This window comes from Isoalcanivorax pacificus W11-5 (genome assembly GCF_000299335.2).
In the GTDB taxonomy this organism is placed as follows: Bacteria; Pseudomonadota; Gammaproteobacteria; order Pseudomonadales; family Alcanivoracaceae; genus Isoalcanivorax; species Isoalcanivorax pacificus.
On record NZ_CP004387.1, the window covers coordinates 2573300 to 2591813 of the forward strand.

General features: G+C 59.0%; 18 protein-coding genes. 9 read left to right on the forward strand and 9 right to left on the reverse strand.

Going from position 1 to position 18514, the window contains the following annotated elements:
* Positions 1 to 87: 87 nt before the first annotated feature.
* The 8 genes from S7S_RS11405 to S7S_RS11440 are packed head-to-tail and all read right to left on the reverse strand — an operon-like array spanning position 88 to position 8700.
* Positions 88 to 1695, reverse strand: coding sequence for a GMC family oxidoreductase (locus S7S_RS11405; RefSeq protein ID WP_008737090.1), 1608 nt, complete (start codon positions 1693 to 1695; stop codon positions 88 to 90).
* Positions 1682 to 2797, reverse strand: coding sequence for an acyl-CoA dehydrogenase family protein (locus S7S_RS11410; RefSeq protein ID WP_008737087.1), 1116 nt, complete (start codon positions 2795 to 2797; stop codon positions 1682 to 1684). Before S7S_RS11410 ends, S7S_RS11405 begins: the two co-directional genes overlap by 14 nt.
* A gap of 8 nt (positions 2798 to 2805) precedes the next feature.
* Positions 2806 to 3966, reverse strand: a complete 1161-nt coding sequence (locus S7S_RS11415) for an acyl-CoA dehydrogenase family protein (RefSeq protein ID WP_008737086.1) — start codon at positions 3964 to 3966, stop codon at positions 2806 to 2808.
* A 34-nt stretch (positions 3967 to 4000) separates the two neighbouring features.
* Positions 4001 to 5551: a long-chain-fatty-acid--CoA ligase gene (locus S7S_RS11420; RefSeq protein WP_008737085.1), complete on the reverse strand. Its 1551-nt coding sequence runs from the start codon at positions 5549 to 5551 to the stop codon at positions 4001 to 4003.
* 30 nt (positions 5552 to 5581) lie between these two features.
* Positions 5582 to 6046, reverse strand: a complete 465-nt coding sequence (locus S7S_RS20015; protein WP_144401652.1) for a PaaI family thioesterase — start codon at positions 6044 to 6046, stop codon at positions 5582 to 5584.
* Positions 6039 to 6512 (reverse strand): PaaI family thioesterase, encoded by a 474-nt coding sequence (locus S7S_RS20020; RefSeq protein WP_008737081.1) that lies wholly within the window; start codon positions 6510 to 6512, stop codon positions 6039 to 6041. The genes S7S_RS20015 and S7S_RS20020 overlap by 8 nt, the downstream gene beginning before the upstream one ends.
* Positions 6513 to 6547: 35 nt before the next feature.
* Positions 6548 to 7567: a BtrH N-terminal domain-containing protein gene (locus S7S_RS11435; protein ID WP_008737080.1), complete on the reverse strand. Its 1020-nt coding sequence runs from the start codon at positions 7565 to 7567 to the stop codon at positions 6548 to 6550.
* Positions 7567 to 8700, reverse strand: coding sequence for a metal-dependent hydrolase (locus S7S_RS11440; RefSeq protein WP_238582893.1), 1134 nt, complete (start codon positions 8698 to 8700; stop codon positions 7567 to 7569). Before S7S_RS11440 ends, S7S_RS11435 begins: the two co-directional genes overlap by 1 nt.
* Here S7S_RS11440 and S7S_RS11445 point away from each other — a divergent pair.
* From S7S_RS11445 to S7S_RS19860, 9 genes are all read left to right on the forward strand, one after another.
* A complete protein-coding gene (locus tag S7S_RS11445; protein ID WP_008737077.1) occupies positions 8699 to 9244 on the forward strand; it encodes a TetR/AcrR family transcriptional regulator in 546 nt (181 codons plus the stop codon). The genes S7S_RS11440 and S7S_RS11445 overlap by 2 nt on opposite strands.
* A complete protein-coding gene (locus S7S_RS11450) occupies positions 9241 to 10368 on the forward strand; it encodes an efflux RND transporter periplasmic adaptor subunit (protein WP_008737076.1) in 1128 nt (375 codons plus the stop codon). The genes S7S_RS11445 and S7S_RS11450 overlap by 4 nt, the downstream gene beginning before the upstream one ends.
* An 11-nt stretch (positions 10369 to 10379) precedes the next feature.
* The gene (locus tag S7S_RS11455) at positions 10380 to 13415 is read left to right on the forward strand and encodes an efflux RND transporter permease subunit (RefSeq protein ID WP_008737074.1); all 3036 of its coding nucleotides are present in this window, start codon (positions 10380 to 10382) and stop codon (positions 13413 to 13415) included.
* Positions 13416 to 13638: 223 nt separating this feature from the next.
* Positions 13639 to 13971: a hypothetical protein gene (locus tag S7S_RS11460; RefSeq protein ID WP_008737072.1), complete on the forward strand. Its 333-nt coding sequence runs from the start codon at positions 13639 to 13641 to the stop codon at positions 13969 to 13971.
* 76 nt (positions 13972 to 14047) lie between these two features.
* Positions 14048 to 14542: a JAB domain-containing protein gene (locus tag S7S_RS11465; RefSeq protein WP_008737069.1), complete on the forward strand. Its 495-nt coding sequence runs from the start codon at positions 14048 to 14050 to the stop codon at positions 14540 to 14542.
* Between the two features lie 59 nt (positions 14543 to 14601).
* Positions 14602 to 14895 carry a transposase gene (locus tag S7S_RS11470; RefSeq protein WP_041025832.1) on the forward strand — a complete coding sequence of 98 codons (294 nt, stop codon included), beginning with the start codon at positions 14602 to 14604 and terminating at the stop codon, positions 14893 to 14895.
* Positions 14892 to 15758 (forward strand): IS3 family transposase, encoded by an 867-nt coding sequence (locus S7S_RS11475; protein WP_041025831.1) that lies wholly within the window; start codon positions 14892 to 14894, stop codon positions 15756 to 15758. The genes S7S_RS11470 and S7S_RS11475 overlap by 4 nt, the downstream gene beginning before the upstream one ends.
* Before the next feature lie 111 nt (positions 15759 to 15869).
* Positions 15870 to 16829, forward strand: coding sequence for a DUF932 domain-containing protein (locus S7S_RS11480; protein ID WP_008737052.1), 960 nt, complete (start codon positions 15870 to 15872; stop codon positions 16827 to 16829).
* A 145-nt stretch (positions 16830 to 16974) separates the two neighbouring features.
* The gene (locus tag S7S_RS19860; protein WP_008737050.1) at positions 16975 to 17118 is read left to right on the forward strand and encodes a hypothetical protein; all 144 of its coding nucleotides are present in this window, start codon (positions 16975 to 16977) and stop codon (positions 17116 to 17118) included.
* Positions 17119 to 17128: 10 nt separating this feature from the next.
* Here the strand turns inward: S7S_RS19860 and S7S_RS11485 are convergent, their stop codons facing one another.
* Positions 17129 to 18328: a hypothetical protein gene (locus S7S_RS11485; protein ID WP_008737047.1), complete on the reverse strand. Its 1200-nt coding sequence runs from the start codon at positions 18326 to 18328 to the stop codon at positions 17129 to 17131.
* Positions 18329 to 18514 lie beyond the last annotated feature (186 nt).

Sequence of the window (18514 nt, forward strand, 5' to 3'; positions counted from 1 at the left end):
GAGTCTTGCTTATGGAGAGGAAGATATTCTGTGAGACCACCATCAATGGAGAAATTCCTGGAAGTTGGCACGTGATAATGTCAGCTATCATGCCCGCCCCTGCTCCTCGAGGATAAAACGTGCCGCCTGCTCTCCGATCATCATGCAGGATGCGTTGGTATTACCACTGATAATAAGAGGCATGATCGATGCGTCCGCAACCCGCAAACCACGTACACCATTGACACGCAGACGCGTATCCACTACCGCTTGATTGTCATTGCCCATGCGGCAAGTTCCCACTGGATGATAAATAGTTTCAGCTCGGGCGCGAATATCCTTCTCAATATCCGCGTCGCTGACGATGCTCACGTCAGGCTGATCATCGCCACCAAAGGCCGGAGAAAATGCCTCGCTGTGGAACACTTTTCTAGCCAGCTTGACCCCTTCGCGCAACACTGCCATGTCATCCGGATGAGAGAGATAGTTAGGATCAATCAGGGGCGCGGCCAACGGATCCTTACTGGCCAGGCGAATGCGACCTCGACTCTTCGGGCGCAACTGACAAACATGAATGGTGCAACCAAATCCCGGCGTCAGCTCGCGACCATGATCACGCAAAAATGCCGGCAGAAAATGCAGCTGCACATCCGGTCGCGACGGCTCACTGAGCACGCTGACAAAAGCTCCCGCTTCAGCAGCATTACTGGCGAGAAAGCCGCGACGGTGACGGAAATAGTCGTAGAACGCCCGGATCAGCCGTGGCACGAAAAACGGCGACATGCCGATGGCCTGCCGACTCCGATCCTTGACCATGATCGTCATGTCCAGATGATCCTGAAGATTGCCACCCACTTCCGGAGCGTGGTGCTGGCAGGCAATGCCGACCTCGGCCAGATGCTCTCGATCACCCACCCCGGACAGCATCAGAAGTTGTGGCGAATTGATTGCTCCGCCGGCCAGTATCACTTCGGCACTTGCTTCGATGGTTGAAATCTTCCCGGCGCTGTCACAAACCTCAACTCCGGTTGCCCTGCCGCTATCAATCAGCACTCGGGTAACCAGTGTGTCGGTCAGAATATGCAGGTTTTCGCGCGCTCTTGCCGGGTCCAGAAAGGCCCGCGCAGCACTCCAGCGCCGACCGTCCTTCTGCGTCACCTGGAAAAGCCCGAAACCGGCCTGCTCGGGACCGTTGAAATCGTCGTTGCGGGGATAGCCAAGCTCTTCGCCCGCCTTGACAAACAACGGCGTGAGCGGGTTGATATCGCGGACCCGGGTAACATTCAACGGGCCACCAACGCCATGCCAACTATCCGCAGGATAATGCTCATTGTTCTCGTGCGCATTGAAGATCGGTCGAACGCTTTCCCAGTCCCAGCCAGATGCCCCTTCGGCAGCCCAGTCGTCATAATCCTGATGCTGGCCACGGATGTAGACCATGGCATTGATCGAGCTGCTGCCCCCCAGAGTCTTGCCACGCGGCCAGTAGAGCTTTCTGTTGCCGAGATGCTTCTGCTCCGAGGTATAGTAACCCCAGTTGCGCTTGCCTTCCTTGATCAGGCCGATTACTCCGAAAGGCACGTTAACGAAACCACTGTTGTCATGGGGGCCTGCCTCGATCAGGCAGACACGATAGCGGCCACCCTCGCTGAGCCGATTAGCGAGCACACAGCCCGCAGAACCGGCACCGACAATGATGAAATCATACTTGCTCATCAACAGCTGCCTCCGCTTCGATAAAACGACTGACGTGATAGTCGCGGCTGCCGTGGCTCAATGAACAATGGGTGATCAGGCGAAAGTAATGACCGATATTCAGCTCTTCGGTGACACCAACACCACCGTGAATCTGGATGCCCTGCTGGGCAATCCGCACCGCCTGGCTGGCGTAATAGGCTTTTGCTGCGGACGTGGCGCGCGCACGCTCGGACACCGTTTCACTTTCTGCTTTCACCAGTACCATCAGCAGCATTGACTCAAGCTGCTGAAGATCGATAAACATATCGACAAGGTAATGCTGGATTACCTGAAAACTGCCGATGGCTTTGCCGAACTGCTTGCGTGTGCGGGCGTACTCCAGCGTGTGCTGGAAAACCTGACTGGCGGCACCGTACATGCGCGCGCAATCCAGCGCACACAGATAGTCGAACCAGCCGCTGACAGCTTGCCTTGCCACCTCACCACGACAGAGGATCATGGCATCGCTGACCTCCAGATCATCCAGAGTCAGACTGGCTGCCCGACCGCCGTCAAGCAGGCGGTAACGCTCTATCTGGCATTGCTCAACCGGCAGCGCCAGAATCAGCAACTCATCACCATTCATGGCCGACACCAGCACCGTCTCTGCGCAGCCGCCATCCGGCACCACATGCTTCTGTCCGGACAGGCGATCGCCGTTCAGCCGCAACGAAGGTCTGGTCACCTGATAACCGGCGTGCCGGTCATAAAGCCCGCAGGCCACACGAGCCTGCCCGGCAATGACGTCCTCCAGTATCGCAAGCGACTCGGGTGTATTGATGTATTCGAGCAGTTTGCCGGGTGACACGACGAGATCTACGAAAGGATCGAGACACAGAGCCGCTCCGGCTTCGCGTACGATGGCCGCAACATCCACCAAGTTGCCGCCATAACCGCCGCAGGATTCCGGAAATGGCAATCCGAACCAGCCAAGCTCCAGCATCGCTTGCCAGCGCGCAGCATGCAGATGATCCGCTTCCTGTAGCTGCGACCGATAGACATCGAACGAGTAGTTGTCTTTCAGGTAACGACGCGCCGTATCGGCGATTATTGTCGTGTTTTCAGAGAGCTTGAAATCCATGGCTTATCTCACAATCCAAGCAGCATTTTTGCCAATACGTTCTTCTGAATTTCATTGGAGCCACCGTATATCGTGCAGGCTCGTAGAAAGTTGTAACGGCGACTGGCGCGATTGAATACCTCATTGCCAATCGGCTCTTCATTATCCCAGGGCAAGGACATCAGCTCGCCGAGCTCGACCATGGCCTGTGAAACACTTTGCTGGAGCTCGGTACCCTTGATCTTTAACCCGGAAGACTCCGGCCCAAAAGGCTTTCCTTCGTCGGTCGCTGCCACGGTGCGGAAGTTGGTGTACTCAAGTGCCATCAGATCAATTTCAAGCGCGGCGACACGACGTGCTGCCTGATGCTTGTCATAGTTGTCCGGCATGGCTGCCAGGGCCGCCTTGAGGCGATTGATCTCATTTTGAGTGTCCGCCACCCCCGCAATGGTCGTTCGCTCATGCGTCAGCAGGAACTTTGCTATGGTCCAGCCCATACCCTCGGTGCCGACCAGGTTCTCGACCGGCACCTTGACATCAGTGAAGTAGACTTCGTTGAGATGATGATGGCCATCAATCGAGTAAATAGGGCGCACTTCGATGCCCGACGTTTTCATGTCAATCAGTAGGAAGGAAATACCCTGCTGCTGCTTGACCGTGCTGTCGGTACGCACCAGACAGAACATCATGTCTGCCCAATGTGCCTGGGTAGTCCAGATTTTCTGGCCATTGACCAGATAGTGATCATCATGGCGCTCGGCACGGGTCTTCAAGGATGCCAGATCAGAACCGGCATTGGGCTCGGAGTACCCCTGACACCAGAGCATTTCACCGCTGCGGATGCCGGGCAACCAGCGATCCTTTTGCTCCGCCGAGCCGAAGGTATAAAGCACCGGGCCTACCATGGCGACCCCGAACGGGCTGGTCGGTGGAGCACCAGCCGATGCGCGCTCAAGATCAAAAATATATCGCTGCGTCGCGGTCCAGCCGGGGCCTCCATACTGCTCCGGCCAGGTCACTGTCAGCCAGCCCTGCTTTCCGAGCAGGCGCTCCCAGCGCTGTTGCATCTCCTTGCCCGGCATTGCGCCGCGGGCGGTGCAACGGCGCAGATCGTCCGGCACATTCGCTTTCATCCACTGGCGTATAGTTTCCCGAAACGCCAATTCTTCGTCACTGAATTCCAGGTTCACACTCTTCTCCGAGATGTCTGCAGCAGAACAACAATCAGTTCACCAGCTTCTGCTTGCCTTCCCAATAAGGCGCACGCAGTTCGTTCTTCAGAATCTTTCCGGCGCCGCTGACCGGCAACGGCTCCGAGCGGAACTCGACGCTGCGTGGCACCTTGTAGCCAGCGATTTTCTCCCGGCAATGAGCAATGATCTCCGTCTCGCTGGCGCTGACACCGTCTCGCAACACCACCAACGCATGGACGGCTTCGCCCCAGTGTTCATCAGGAATACCGATCACAGCGCACTCCTGAACCGCCGGATGACTGTAGATGGCACCTTCGACTTCCACCGAAAAAATGTTTTCACCGCCGCTGATCACCATGTCCTTGGCACGATCAACAATGAACACGAAGCCGTCTTCATCCATGTAGCCAAGGTCGCCGGTGTGCAGCCAGCCATTGCGCAGGGTTTCCGCAGTAGCTGACTCCATTCCCCAGTAGCCAAGCATTACGTTCGGCCCGCGTGCACAGATTTCCCCTACCGTGCCGCGTGCGACCTCCTGATCATCCTTATCGAGAACCATTACCTCCACGCCTATCGCCGCCCGTCCGGCGCTGCGCAATTTCGCACCACCGGGAACATGATGCTCCGGACCGAGAGAGGTAATGATCGGTGAGGCTTCAGTCTGGCCATACCCCTGGGCAAAAGACACTGTTGGCATCTGCTCCATAGCACTGTTCAGTACGGCCTCCGGCATCGGTGATGCGCCGTAGAGCATGCGTTTCATGCTGCTGACATCATATTCACCAATGCGCACGGAAGAGGCCAGAAGATTGATCATGGTCGGCACGAGCAGCGTATTGGTCACCTTTTCCTGCTGGATAAACGCCAGCACCGTATCAACATCAAAGCGCGGCACGATGCCGTGGGTGCCTGCGGCCAGAGTAACGGCAAAGGTGCTGGCCATGTCCGCCAGATGGAACATGGGTCCGGCGTGCATATAGACCGTGTCAGGGTCATAGCCCATCTCCGCAACCACATTGAGTGCATTGAATACGAGATTGTCGTGGCTCAACATCACGCCTTTCGAGCGGCCTGTGGTGCCGCCGGTATAGAACAGCCCGGCAAGATCATCGCCGCCGCTGTTGGCATCCGCCATGGGGGTCGATTGCGTAATCAGCGATTCATAGTCGATGCAATCGTCCGGTCGCGTGCCGTCACCGGTGAAGACAACATGTTCAACCGATTTCAGGATCGGCCGCAGCGCCGGCAGCATGGCGGCAAAGGCGTCATCAACAAACAGCACTTTGGAGCCGGAATCATTCAATGTGTAGGCGATTTCCGGCGGCGCAAGTCGAATATTGACCGGATTGACTGCCGCCCCGGCCCACGGCACCGCATAAAAATACTCCAGATAGCGATCACTGTTCAGTGCCAGAATCGCAACCCGGTCAGCGGGTTTTACACCCAGGCCGATCAAGCCGGCAGCCAAACGCGCCACACGATTCTCGAAGGCAATCCAGCTCTGCCGCCGGTTGGCAAAGACGGTGGCAGTGCCCTGACCGTTCAGCTGAACGGCGCGGCGCAAGGTCTGCGAAATATGCATGGCAGGACTCCGTTGTTAAGGCAGGCTGGATCAGTTGCCGATGCTCGGACGGCGATAGATAAATCGCCCTCGTGATACCAGCGATTTCTCAAGGAACACATTGACCTCCACGACGACAAAGCGCCGGCCCGCACGCACCACCTCGGGCTCGGCCCTCAGACTGCCGGCAAAGGCAGGTCGCAGATAATCGAACGTCATGCTCGTGCAGGCAGACGGGTCATCGAGCACACCAGTAGCCTGCAGGTGGCGTGCAGCGACCACTTCGGCAAAGCTGGCGATGATGCCGCCATGGAAGGTTTTGATTAACGGGTTGCCGATATGCTGCTCGCGGAATGTCATTCGGTACAGCAGCGCGCCATCGACTGCTTCCTGTTCGATACCGAGGAAACGCGCGTAAGGGGAATCACCAAACGCTACCGGCGGCAAAGCTGCTTCTACCTCCGGACCCGTGCCGCTGACGGCATCAATCGGGTCCGTCGACAATAGCTTATTCATCTTTCCTCCTTGCGGCACGATCAAATGAAGGGCCGAGTGTACCGATGGCGAAACTGCCGGAGGTCGAGGCAAGCAGACTGCCGCTGTCGCGACCCCGGGCCTCACCCCGGACGTAAGCTACTTCTCCCGCAACGGCAAAGCAGGTCACCTTGCAATATACGCCCTCACCGGGCGTCGGCGGCGCAATGAAATCGACGCGTAGATCAATGGTCGCAATCGGCCGCATGTCGCCCAGACGTGCAAAGATCGCCAGCCCGCAGGTGGTATCCAGCAGCGTACTGATCGCGCCCCGGTGGGCAGCGCCACGACAATCCTGCACATCATGAACGCAGGCCATACTCATGGCGGCGCCTTCCCGGCTCATTTCTTCCACTTCAATACCAAGCGCACTGAACAGCGGATGCGCTGTGCCAAAAAAGGCTTTCGCTGCCAGCAACGACGGAGACACCGGACTGGATGCTGTCATATTCCCCACCTGCTCCTCTTTATTGCTGCATTGATTTAGTTCTGCAGCGTCAATGCGGCATCCACATAGCGCAACTCGGCAACCCAAACCGCCTCAATTGCCTGAGCAATGGCAGCCACAGGGAATTGCTCACTTTCAGAACCCTTGCGAAGGCATTCGGCCAGTGCCGACCAGGCGGTGGCACATTCGCGCATTAACCGCGGCAGATCTGCCATACCGACCTCCGGCAACATTGCCTGAGCCTCGTCGAGGAACTCGGCATACATGGTGCGAAAGCCGCCGCCACCGGTGCCACGTTTCTCAATGACCTGATAGGCAAAACGCAATAACCATGGCCACTTAGCAAACGCCTGCCAGCGCGGCAGGTCATCAACCCAGGTGGTCAAAGCGGCAATGCCACTGTGGCGATTGCCATTTTTCAGGGCAGTCGCGTTAGCAACGATTGCACTGCGAACCTGCTCGGTAGACAGCTCGACCGACAGCTGCTCCGGCGCAAACAACGAGCCATGGTGAACAAACGGCGGTGACAGCGAGAAACGCGCCTGCGCCAGCTTGTCACGCGGCACCGGCAATAGATCCGGGCGCTCGGTATCGCTAACCATGATGGTGTCGCCATCAGCCACACGGCGCCACGCCACAATGGCGTGCCCGGGAAAATGGGTGCTGCTGTTGAAATACGGCAAATGATAGATGTCGGTCAGCAACAGCGCTGGCCGACCCTGATCCAGATACCGGTCCAGCGCCTTTGCCGCTTCTGAGGGATCCTGCCAGCTCTCCCAATGAAACGGCACCGCCAGGGTGGCAAACACCTTCTCCTCAAAGCCCATCGAACGAACGTGGACAATAAAGGGCGTGTCTGAGTCGGGCAGCTCCACATACGTAATACCAAGCCCGGCCCCGAGACCAAAGCAGAAGGCCTCTGTCAGCGTCAGCCCGTGAAACTCAAGCAGATCGCGAATCGCCGAGCTACCACAATGACGCCCCGGCCGGTGCGTCGGCACCATCGGGCTGACCGAGGCGGCCGCTACGGACACCCCCGCATCGACGGGTTGCATCAGGCAGCCTCCCCGACTGTCGCCGGACCGTAAATAACCTGCGAGGCCCGCATCGGATCACCGTGCGCTTCATATTCCTCAAGCCAGGCGGCGACCTGCTCGGGCATGCCGGTATCCCAGGGATGAAACCCGGGGCGGAACCAGGCCAGAAACTCCGGCAACATGCCGGTGAGGATGCCTTTGCGGCCATACAGCTTGTTCAGACCACGCAGAATGACACCGGGCTGGCGAGTCACACCATCGAGCCTGAGCATATTCCAGAACACCGGCGCCACCACCAGATGCACCATCAGGGTGGCCACCACCAATGCCGAGGCGCGAGTCAGATAGCCGCCGCCTGCGGCGCCCTGGTAAAGATCGTAGGCCACCGCCTTGTGCTCCACTTCTTCCACACCGTGCCACAGGAACAGCGCCCGCATTACCGGGTCCGCCTGGCGGAACATATCGTTCTCGTCGCTGATCATGGCCTCACCCAGGGTGGCCGTGAAATGCTCAAAGGCAGCAGTCATGGCGAGCTGGTATTTCTTCGGCAGGTATTTTTGCGTGGTCCGGATAAACAAGCGCAGATTGGCTGTCACCTTCTCGACATCCACACCCTGACTGGCCATGACGTCATTGAAGCGGTCATGGACGATGCCGTGCTGACCTTCCTGACGGATGAAGTGACGGATGTCATCGCGCAGACGGGTATCCGTCACCTGATCCTGAAAGTGGCGTACCGACTGGATAAAAAACCGCTCGCCTTCAGGGAAATGTACAGACAGGGCATCAAAAAAGCGCGTCAGCACCGGATCGCCACCATTCCAGTGGCGCGGGACAGACGAGACATCAAAAGCGACTTTGCGGGGCTTTATGGGAATAGAGTGCATGGTTCCTCCACATGGACAAGGCTCCTCGAAATGGTCGAGCGGCAAAGAAAGCAGCGCGCCTGAGGGGGATTTTATTTGGCCGATCAACCAAATGTCAATGTGCGTGGGCTCCTCATCAACCCGCCTGCGGCAGATCAACCACTTCCATTGACCAGCCAGGATCGAGCAAGACCGACGTCCGAACGGGACGTGAAGGGAGTGGAAAACCACACCGTCCAGCCGGTATAGTAACAAGCCTGTGTAGACTGTATCCGGAGCCGCCATGAGCGCCCCCTCCACCCGAGACACCATTCTGGATGCCGCCCAGCGGATCGCCGCAGAGCGCGGCGCCGGGCGCATTACCCTTGATGAGGTGGCGCGCGAAAGCGGCCTCAGCAAGGGCGGCCTGCTGTACCACTTCGCCAGCAAGGAAGCCCTGCTGCAGGCCATGCTCGAACGCCTGATCGCCCGCACCAGCGCCGTGCGCGCGAACCACGAACAAACGCTTGCCGGCCAGCCCTGGAGCGTCCTGCGCGCCATGCTGGCAACGCGGATGAACCCCGATGTGCTCGACCCCAGCGTCGCCATGGCCATCCTTACCGCAGTCGCCGAACAGCCCGCCCTGCTCGATCCATTGCGCCAACACATCCAGCAGATGCGCGAACGCATCATCGCGGAAAACGGCGACTCACCCGCCGCATGGCTACTTTGGGCCGCCGCCGACGGCCTGATGTTCCAGGAACTGCTCGATATCTCACCGGTACCCGCCGACCAGCGCGACCGGCTTCACCAACATTTGCAACAGCTTGCCGAGGACCTGCTCAAATGAGTCAACTCAATGCGTCCATCTCCCGCTTGCGCGAGCGTTACCAGAACCTGTCGCCAACCCAGCGACGCAACGGCTGGATTACCCTTGCCGCCCTGATCGTGCTCACCCTGTTGCTGTCGCGCTGCGGCGGCAATGGCGATGACAACGCCGCAATCGAACCTCGCCCGGTGCGCCTGCACCAGGTCGGCAGCAACGATGCTGACGCCGCGCGCCACTTTGTCGGCCGCGTCGATGCGGTCAACACCGTTGACCTGTCGTTCCAGGTCGGCGGCCGCATCATCGACATGCCGGTCCAGCAAGGCAGCTTCGTTACCAAGGGCACGCTGATTGCCGCACTTGATCCGTCCGATTACCAGCTCGCGGTACGCGAAGCCGAACTGCAACTCGAACAGGCCGCGCGTGACCTTGAACGCACCCGCACCCTGCTCGAGCGCGGCACCGTGTCGCAATCCAACTTCGACCAGGCCGAAACCGCGCACAACCTGCGCAAGGTCGCGCTGGATACGGCACGCCGCAACCTCGCCTACACGCGCATCGTCGCACCGTTCGATGCACTGGTGACACGACGCCTGGTGGATCCGTTCACCAACGTGCCCGCCGGCGCACACATCGTGCGCGTACAAAACGTGGAAGAATTCCGCGTCCACATCAACGTGCCGGAAAACCTGATGGCCGCGCTTGAGTCGCCGCAATTGCTGGTAGCCGAAGCCATCTTCAGCAACAACCCGGAACAGCCGCTGCCACTGGAATACCGCGAACACGAAACCGAACCGGATGCCGTGGCGCAAACCTATCGCGTCACCTTCGGCCTGGCACGCCAGGCCGACAAGACCATCCTGCCGGGCATGACCGTCACCGTACGGGTACGCAGTGTCATCAACCGACCGGATACCATTTATGAAATCCCGCAATCGGCACTCGACAGCAATGCCGAAGGCAATTTCCGTGTGTGGGTATACCAACCGGAAAAATCGGCCGTGGTCGCCCGGCCGGTCAAGGTGCTTGGCGTCACCGAACAGGGCGACGCCATGGTTGCCGGCCTTGCCGGTAACGAACAGATCGTCAGCGCCGGCGTGCAACTGTTGCACGATGACATGCCGGTTACCCCGTTCGACGGATTCTGAGAGGCCGGCCCATGGATATCGCACGCGCCTCCATCGAACGCCCGGTCAACACCTGGCTGATTATTCTCGCCTGCCTGCTTGGCGGCCTGTGGGGCATGAACAATATCGGTCGTCTCGAAGACCCGGCCTTCACCATCAAGATGGCACTGGTGATCACACCCTACCCCGGCGCCACCGCTGCCGAAGTGGAAGAGGAAATCACTGAGCCACTGGAATCCGCCATCCAGCAGCTGCCACAGTTGAAGCGACTGACCTCGCGCTCGCGTCCCGGCGAGTCGATCATCAAGGTCGAGATCAAGAACCAGTACGACGGCGATACCATGCCACAGGTGTGGGATGAACTGCGCCGCAAGGTCGGCGATGCGCAAAGCTCACTGCCACGCGGCGCGGTGAAATCCACCGTCTACGATGATTACGGCGACGTCTTCGGCATCTTCTTTTCGGTGGTTGCGCCAGACCTGAGCGACGCCGAGATACGTGAACTGTCGCGCTTCCTGCGCCGCGAATTGCTGACCGTGCCGAACGTGTCGAAAGTCACCACCGCCGGCGAGCCGGTGGAAGTGATCTATGTAGAAATTTCCCAGGAACGCCTGGTCAGCCTCGGTATTCCGCTGGAGGCGGTGCTTAACACCCTGCAATCGGAAAACCGCGTGCAGTCCGGTGGCTCGGTGGAAATTGACGGGCGCCGTATCCGCATCAGCGGTGAACCCGGTTTTGATTCCGTTGCAGCCATTGAGGCATTGCGCATCGGCCGCCCTGGCTCCACCGAGCAGGTCAGCCTGATCGACGTGGCCACGGTGTACCGCGGCGCCACCGACACGCCGAGCGAACTGATCTACCACAACGGCGAGCGCGCCTTCACTCTCGCGGTGGCGGGCCTGCAAACCGCCAACATCGTTGACGTCGGCCATGCAGTCAGCGAGCACCTGGAAAAAATTCGCCATCGCATTCCGCTGGGCGTGCACATCGAACCGATCTACCAGCAACACCTGGTGGTCGACAAGGCGATTGATGACTTTCTGGTGAGCCTGGCATTGTCGGTGGCCATTGTTATCGGCGTGCTGTGCCTGACCATGGGCTGGCGCGTCGGCGTCGCCGTCGGCAGCACCCTGCTGCTTACCGTGCTCGGCACCGTATTCTTCATGGCCATGTTTGCCATCGAGATGGAGCGCATTTCCCTCGGCGCCCTGATCATCGCCATGGGCATGCTGGTGGATAACGCCATCGTCATTGCCGAAGGCATGCTGATCGGTATCCAGCGCGGGCAAAGCGCCAAGGATGCCGCCAGTGACGCCAGCCGTCGCACCCAGATGCCACTGCTCGGCGCCACTGTGATCGGCATCATGGCGTTTTCCGGTATCGGCCTGTCGCAGGATGTCACCGGCGAATTCCTGTTCTCGCTGTTCGCGGTGATTTCCATTTCATTGCTGCTGAGCTGGCTGCTGGCGATTACGGTCACGCCGCTGATGGGCCACTACCTGTTCGATGGCCACCAGTATGAAGAAGGCGAAGATCCCTACGCGCATGCCAGCTACGTCAAGTACCGCAACATCCTGATATCGGCACTGAAAAACCGCGGACTAACCATCACCGCGCTGGTGATGATTACCGTGCTGTCGGTAGTGGGCTTCGGCTTTGTTCGCCATGCGTTCTTCCCGCCGTCGAACACGCCGATGTTCTATCTCAATGTCTGGCTGCGCCAGGGTGCGGACATCCAGGAAACCGCGCGCCAGCTCGCCGGCATGGAAAAACTGATTCTCGAGCACGACGAAGTGGAAGCCGTCACCGCCTTTGTCGGCAAGGGCGCGAGCCGCTTCATGCTGACCTACGAACCGGAGTTGCCCAACCCGTCCTATGGCCAGCTGATTGTGCGCGTGACCGATCGCCACCTGATTGACGGCCTGATTGAGAAGCTGCGCGTCACCCTGGCAAAGCAGTATCCGTCCATCGAAATTTATCCGCAGAAACTGATGTTTGGCCCCGGTGGCGGCGCCAAGATCGAGGCCCGCTTCAAGGGCAGCGACCCGGCGGTGTTGCGTCATCTCGGTGAACAGGCACGACTGCTGTTCGAGAAAAGCGGCGTGGTGCAGGATATCCGCATCGACTGGCGGACCCAGGAAATTGTCGTGGTGCCACATTACGACGAGGAACGCGCGCGCATCGCCGGTGTTGGTCGTGCCGATGTGAAAACGTCGTCGCTGTTTGCCACCACCGGCATTCAGGCCGGCACCTATCGTGAGCGCGACACCCATATCCCGATCGTGGTGCGTCCGCCGGAGAACGAGCGCGGCAGTGTCGGCCGCCTCGCCGATCGCGTCATGTGGAGCAGTGCTGAACAAGCTTATGTGCCGGTCAGCCAGGTAGTCAGTGGCCTCGAGATTGCCACGGAAGAATCGCTGATCCATCGGCGCAACCGGGTACGCGCCCTGGAAGTACAAGCCGACCCGAGCGGCGACCTGACCGCCGACCAGGCATTGCGACAGCTGCGCGGCACGCTGGAAGCAATGCCCCTGCCGAAAGGCTATGTACTGGAATGGGGTGGCGAATATGAAAACGCCAGCGAAGCGCAGGCGTCACTGGCGCAACAGGTGCCGATCGGCTTCCTGGTGATGCTGGTGATTTCCATACTGCTGTTCGGTAAGGTGCGCCAGCCGCTGGTGATCTGGCTGATCGTGCCGATGTCAATCTGTGGCGTAAGCATCGGCCTGCTGCTCACCGGGCAACCGTTCACCTTCATGGCGATGCTCGGCTTCCTCAGCCTGTCCGGCATGCTGATGAAGAACGCCATCGTGCTGATTGACGAAGTCGATGCACAGGTCGAGGACGGAAAGCTGATGCGCGATGCACTGGTAGATGGCAGTGTCAGCCGTCTGCGTCCCGTGTTCCTCGCGGCCTTCACCACCATTCTCGGCATGATTCCGCTGATGTGGGACGCCTTCTTCTCAAGCATGGCGATTACCATCATGGCCGGCCTCGCGTTTGCCACCGTGCTCACCATGGTGGCCGTACCGGTGCTGTACGCCCTTTTCTTCCGCGTGCGGTTCTAAGGATGCTCTTCAACACCACGCATTCTGGCATAACTCGGCCTGCTCTCACGTGTCCGCCGACGATCACATAATCCGGCTGAGTTTTGCCGAAACCGAACACGCCATCAAGAAGCGCCTGGCATATTGCAGATGTCTTCAAACACATAACACCCTCCTGAGGCTGGCCAAGTTATTCCCTGGTGCGCTCCAGCCCGTCTAGCGCATGGCCAATTCAGGAGAACCCATGATCCTTCAATGCCCCGGCTGCCGGTCCACCCGGATCGCAGCCCATCACACTGGCCGCAAGGTCTGCACCTCAGTAGGCACAGTTGCAGGTGCTGCCAGCGGCGTCGCAGCAGCGTCCACTGGCGCTCGCATCGGTGCAACGGTCGGAGCCATCGCTGGCCCTGCCGGGTCCGCCCTTGGCGGCCTGACCGGTGCCCTGCTTGGCGGAGTAGTCGGCGCTATTGCCGGCGGGTCTGCCGGCGCTGCTCTTGGCGATTTCGTCGATGACAACATTCTCGACAACTTCGAGTGCCTGGATTGCGGACACACGTTCAGCGTGGATACCGACTGATCCGCCAGCATCCGCCCCCTAACCCCTATCCGCCCCAAGCCCGCCTCGTACGGGCTTTTTGCTTTCTGGAGTCCCTATGTCCAAAACACCCTACATCAAGAACGATCAAGGGCTGTATCGCGTTCGCGGCTATGTCAGCCCGGACCAGCTGGTCCAGATCGCCGCCGATATCCTGCTTGAGGATCTCGCCGGCCAGGAGAACCTGACCCGCCCGGAGGATGCCGCCCGCTTCCTGCAACTGTCGCTTGCCCGAGAGAAGAACGAGCACTTTGCCGTCCTGTTCCTCAACAACAAGCACCAGGTCATCAGCTTCGAGCGGCTGTTCACCGGCACCATCGATGGCGCTGCCGTCTACCCCCGGGTGGTGGTCCAGCGCGCCCTGGAGAACAACGCGGCAGCGGTGATCTTCGCGCACAACCATCCCTCCGGATGCCCCGATCCCTCAGAGGCGGACCGGGCCATCACCCGCCGTCTCACCGAGGCCCTCGGCCTGGTAGACGTACGGGTACTGGATCACTTCGTCGTATCACAGAGCACCTGGGTCAGCCTGGCCGAACGCGGCTGGCTGTGAACCTGCCCCGCTGAAACGGACGCCAGGAAGCGATATTCTCATCGCACCTGGAGGTTCTCATGCAACGTATACCCCGTCGTCGCTACACAGACGATTTCAAGGCTCAGGCGGTCACGCTGGCCGGCTCAATCGGTCGTGCTCAAGCGGCACGACAGCTGGATATATCCGTCAAAACACTGGCCAACTGGCTGGATGCATCACGGGCCGAGCGGCCCGTGAGCTCACCCTCGCGTGCACCGGTTAGCGACCTGGAAAGTGAGCTGGAGCGGCTCCGAGCCGAGAATGCCACGCTCAAGATCGAGCGTGAAATCTTAAAAAAAGCGACGGCGTTCTTCGCCAAGGAGTCCAAGTGAAATACGCCTTCGTCGCTCGTGAACGGGCTCTGTTTCCGGTCAGGTTGCTATGCCGAGTGCTGGCAGTCTCGGTGTCCGGTTTCTATGACTACCTGCGTCGGCAGTCAGCACCGCGCCGGGATTCAGACGCGATGCTTCGGGCGGACCTTCATGCCATCCATGCGGTCAGCCGCCGGACCTACGGCCGTCCACGTCTGGTCAGGGCGTTGCGAGCCCGTGCTCATGTTGTCGGCCACAAGCGTGTTGCCCGCCTGATGCGCGAGGAGGCGCTTCAGGGCAAGGTGAAGGGCGGCTTCAAGCCCCGCACTACCGATAGCCAGCACAGGCGGCAGGTGGCTCAGAACCTGCTGGATCGCCAGTTCGCCGTAGACAGTCCTGTGCCGGCCTGGGTGGGAGATATTACCTACATTCCCACCAGGGAGGGTTGGCTGTATCTGGCTGTGGTACTCAGCCTGCAAACCCGGCAGGTGCTCGGCTACAGCCTGTCCGAGCGCATGCCTGACGACTTGGTGCAGCAGGCATTCCTCAATGCCTGGACCGCTTCGCCGGTCGGTGAGGGCGTGCTGTTCCACTCCGATCGTGGCAGCCAATATGCGAGCGGTGACTTCCGTGCGATGATCGCTGCGCTGGGCTTCGTGCCGAGCATGAGTCGCAAAGGTAATTGCTGGGATAACGCCGTGGCTGAGAGCTTCTTCGCGACGCTCAAAAACGAGGAAGTCACGGGCGCGTATGCCAGCAAAGCGGAGGCACATAACGCTATTGCCAGCTACATCCACGGCTTTTACAACCCCACAAGGTTGCACTCAGCCCTCGGATACGTGTCACCCAATGACTATGCAAGCAGACTGAAACACGCAGCTTGATTCACGGCTTCTTGGCGTACGTTTTCGCGGGACAGGTTCACTGTAACCCTCCCTATTCCCATTGCCCGGCCACTCCGGCCCGGGCGTTTATGCCGTTACAGGAGAAACACCATGGCACATCAAGTCGAGCAAATGGCCTATGTGGGCCGCACGCCCTGGCATGGCTTGGGCAATAAGCTGGCGGAGAAGCAGCCGCTGGAAGTCTGGATGGAACAGGCCGGTCTGGACTGGACCATCCGCGAGACACCCGTCCGATTCATCAATGGCGATAAAGGCCACCTCGGGGAGATCCTCTCTTTCGATGACCACAAGGTGCTGTATCGCTCGGACACCCATGCCCCACTGTCCGTGGTCAGCCAGCGCTACCAGGTGGTACAGCCCCGGGAGATCATGGAGTTCTATCGCGATCTCACCGAGAAGTCCGGCTTCGAGCTGGAAACCGCCGGCAGCCTGAAGGGCGGACGGAAGATCTGGGCTCTGGCGAAGACCGGCCAGAGTGGCTTGCTGAAAGGCAACGACCGCACCGATGCCTACGTGCTACTAGCCACGGCCTGCGACGGCACGCTCGCGACCACGGCCCAGTTCACCAGTGTCCGTGTGGTGTGCAACAACACCCTAGCAGTGGCGCTCAATGGCCAGTCCCAGTGCGTGAAGGTGTCTCACCGCAGCGTGTTCGATGCGGAGGCGGTCAAAAAGCAGATGGGCATTTCCGTGTCCGCTTGGGACGACTTCATGTACAGCCTGAAGACGCTGAGCGAGCGCAAGGTGAGGCAGTCGGAAGCGGAGAAGTTCATCCGTTCCCTGTTCCAGCCTCGCCCGGGCCAGGCTGAGCAGAAATCGAACGAACGCGCTATGGCGAAAGTCCTCGGGCTGTTTGAGGGAGAAGGCCGGGGGGCTGACCTGCCCTCTTGCCGGAGCACCGCCTATGGCCTGCTGAACGCGGTGACAGAGTTTGTCGACCATGAACGCCGGGCACGGAGTAATGATTACCGGCTCGACTCTGCCTGGTTTGGCCATGGGGCCAAGCTAAAGCAGCAAGCACTGGATCTGACCTTAGACTTGGTAGCCTAGCCGCTGCCCGGAAAGGTTTATCGCTATGCCTGCTGGCTGGATATCCCAACCAACGCCCCCAGAAATTCCCTCCGCGACTCACCTCCCAAGCCCCGAACTGATAGCTCATATTGGGCGCTCCAACAACAACCTGAGGAGCATATCCATGAGCAAAACCAAAACCCCGATGAACCAGAAGGCTGCCAGCCGGATTCAGTCAAACACTGCGCAGCAACAGGGAGGCAAGGTGTCTAAGGGCTCCTTTTCTGCCCGTGCCACACGCGCAGCCGCACGCAATGGCGGCAAGTGACACAACCAGATCAGGCCGCTAGTTCAGCGGCCTGATCTCGGTATTCATTCCAATAATCAGGGAACGACGCCAAAAGCGAGTTATGTTCCTTTGGTTTAAGGGCACCATGCGAGTTTGCCAGCTCTGCCTCCTGTCTTATGAAGGCGCTCCAGGCGAGAGATATCTTTGCCATAAGAAGCGAGAGTCTGACGTCGTATCCTTCGGGCAGTATATTTTTCACGAATGCGCGCAGTTGATCGTCTTGAGGAACGGTTCCATTACGCCACTCATGCAGGCGCCGCCATTGGGTCTCGAAATCTGCTGCAGCCTGATCTTTTTCTCGTTCTGGCTCCATAGTCTCCGCTAGGCGCCGTTTAGGCGTAGGCATGTAGGAAGCAAGCCGTCTCCAGGATAAAGGCTTTCCATCGCCTAATTGTAATCGCCAGCTATCCATGAGGGCCTCAAATGGCCGCCAATCAGAGGCTCCACCTTCTTGCGGTGCCATGCGAGAGAACGCCCCCTCCAACACCATTCTTTCTTTAACTTCTGAGAAATTCGGCGCTTCTTTCATGGCCACCAAGAGATCAAGAGAGAACTCACATAGCAGCCGGTAGTAGAAGTCGATTCTGCCGTAGTGTAGCCACCGTAGAAGCGCCGCCTGGGATGGGCTATCGCTATCCGCGAGCAACACCACCCAGCCCTCCACACCCCGTTCGACAACAGTTCTCGGAACCGAGCATTTGTAGTCCAGTGAGTCAGTAATTACACGAGCGATATCTTCATTTGAGCCACCATTCGTTATAGCTTCTCTTGCCCGCTTAATAAGACGCTGCTCAGATTTGATTCGCTCTCTTACGAAGCCAGCCGCATGCCCTGGAGCGAGCAATCGCTCTTCAGCAAATGAACGCATACACATGTCCCACTGCCAGCCATTCGAGAGCTTGTAGTACTTACAGTCTGAAACCGACTCAGACAGCGCCTCTATCTCTGGACTTACTCGCGCGATGAATGATTCGATCTCCGAAGCCTTTCGGGTCGATATTCCATCGCTTGACGTCAATTTCCTAAGGGTTTTTGAGTCTGCTGGCGGTGCAACTCCCTCGCGCCTCGCCATTTCTCTGACGGCCTCGGCAGGAGTCGCTGGCAAGCCGAACCATGTCATCACATCCTTCAAAGGAGGCAAGACAGGCGTCTCCACCAAGGGCAAATCGATCACTACCTTCTTCGCCATTCGGCTTTCATCCCACTATAAATTATCGACTGCTTGCAACAATCCTTGGCCACCACCATCAGTCGCTGCCGGAGCCTTGAATATCAAAATCCGGTGGCCTTAGCTAATGCCTTCGGACCCACTTCGCTCGACGCTATTCCCGTAGCCTATCCCAGCATTTTTCAAAAACATAATACCGATGTGACC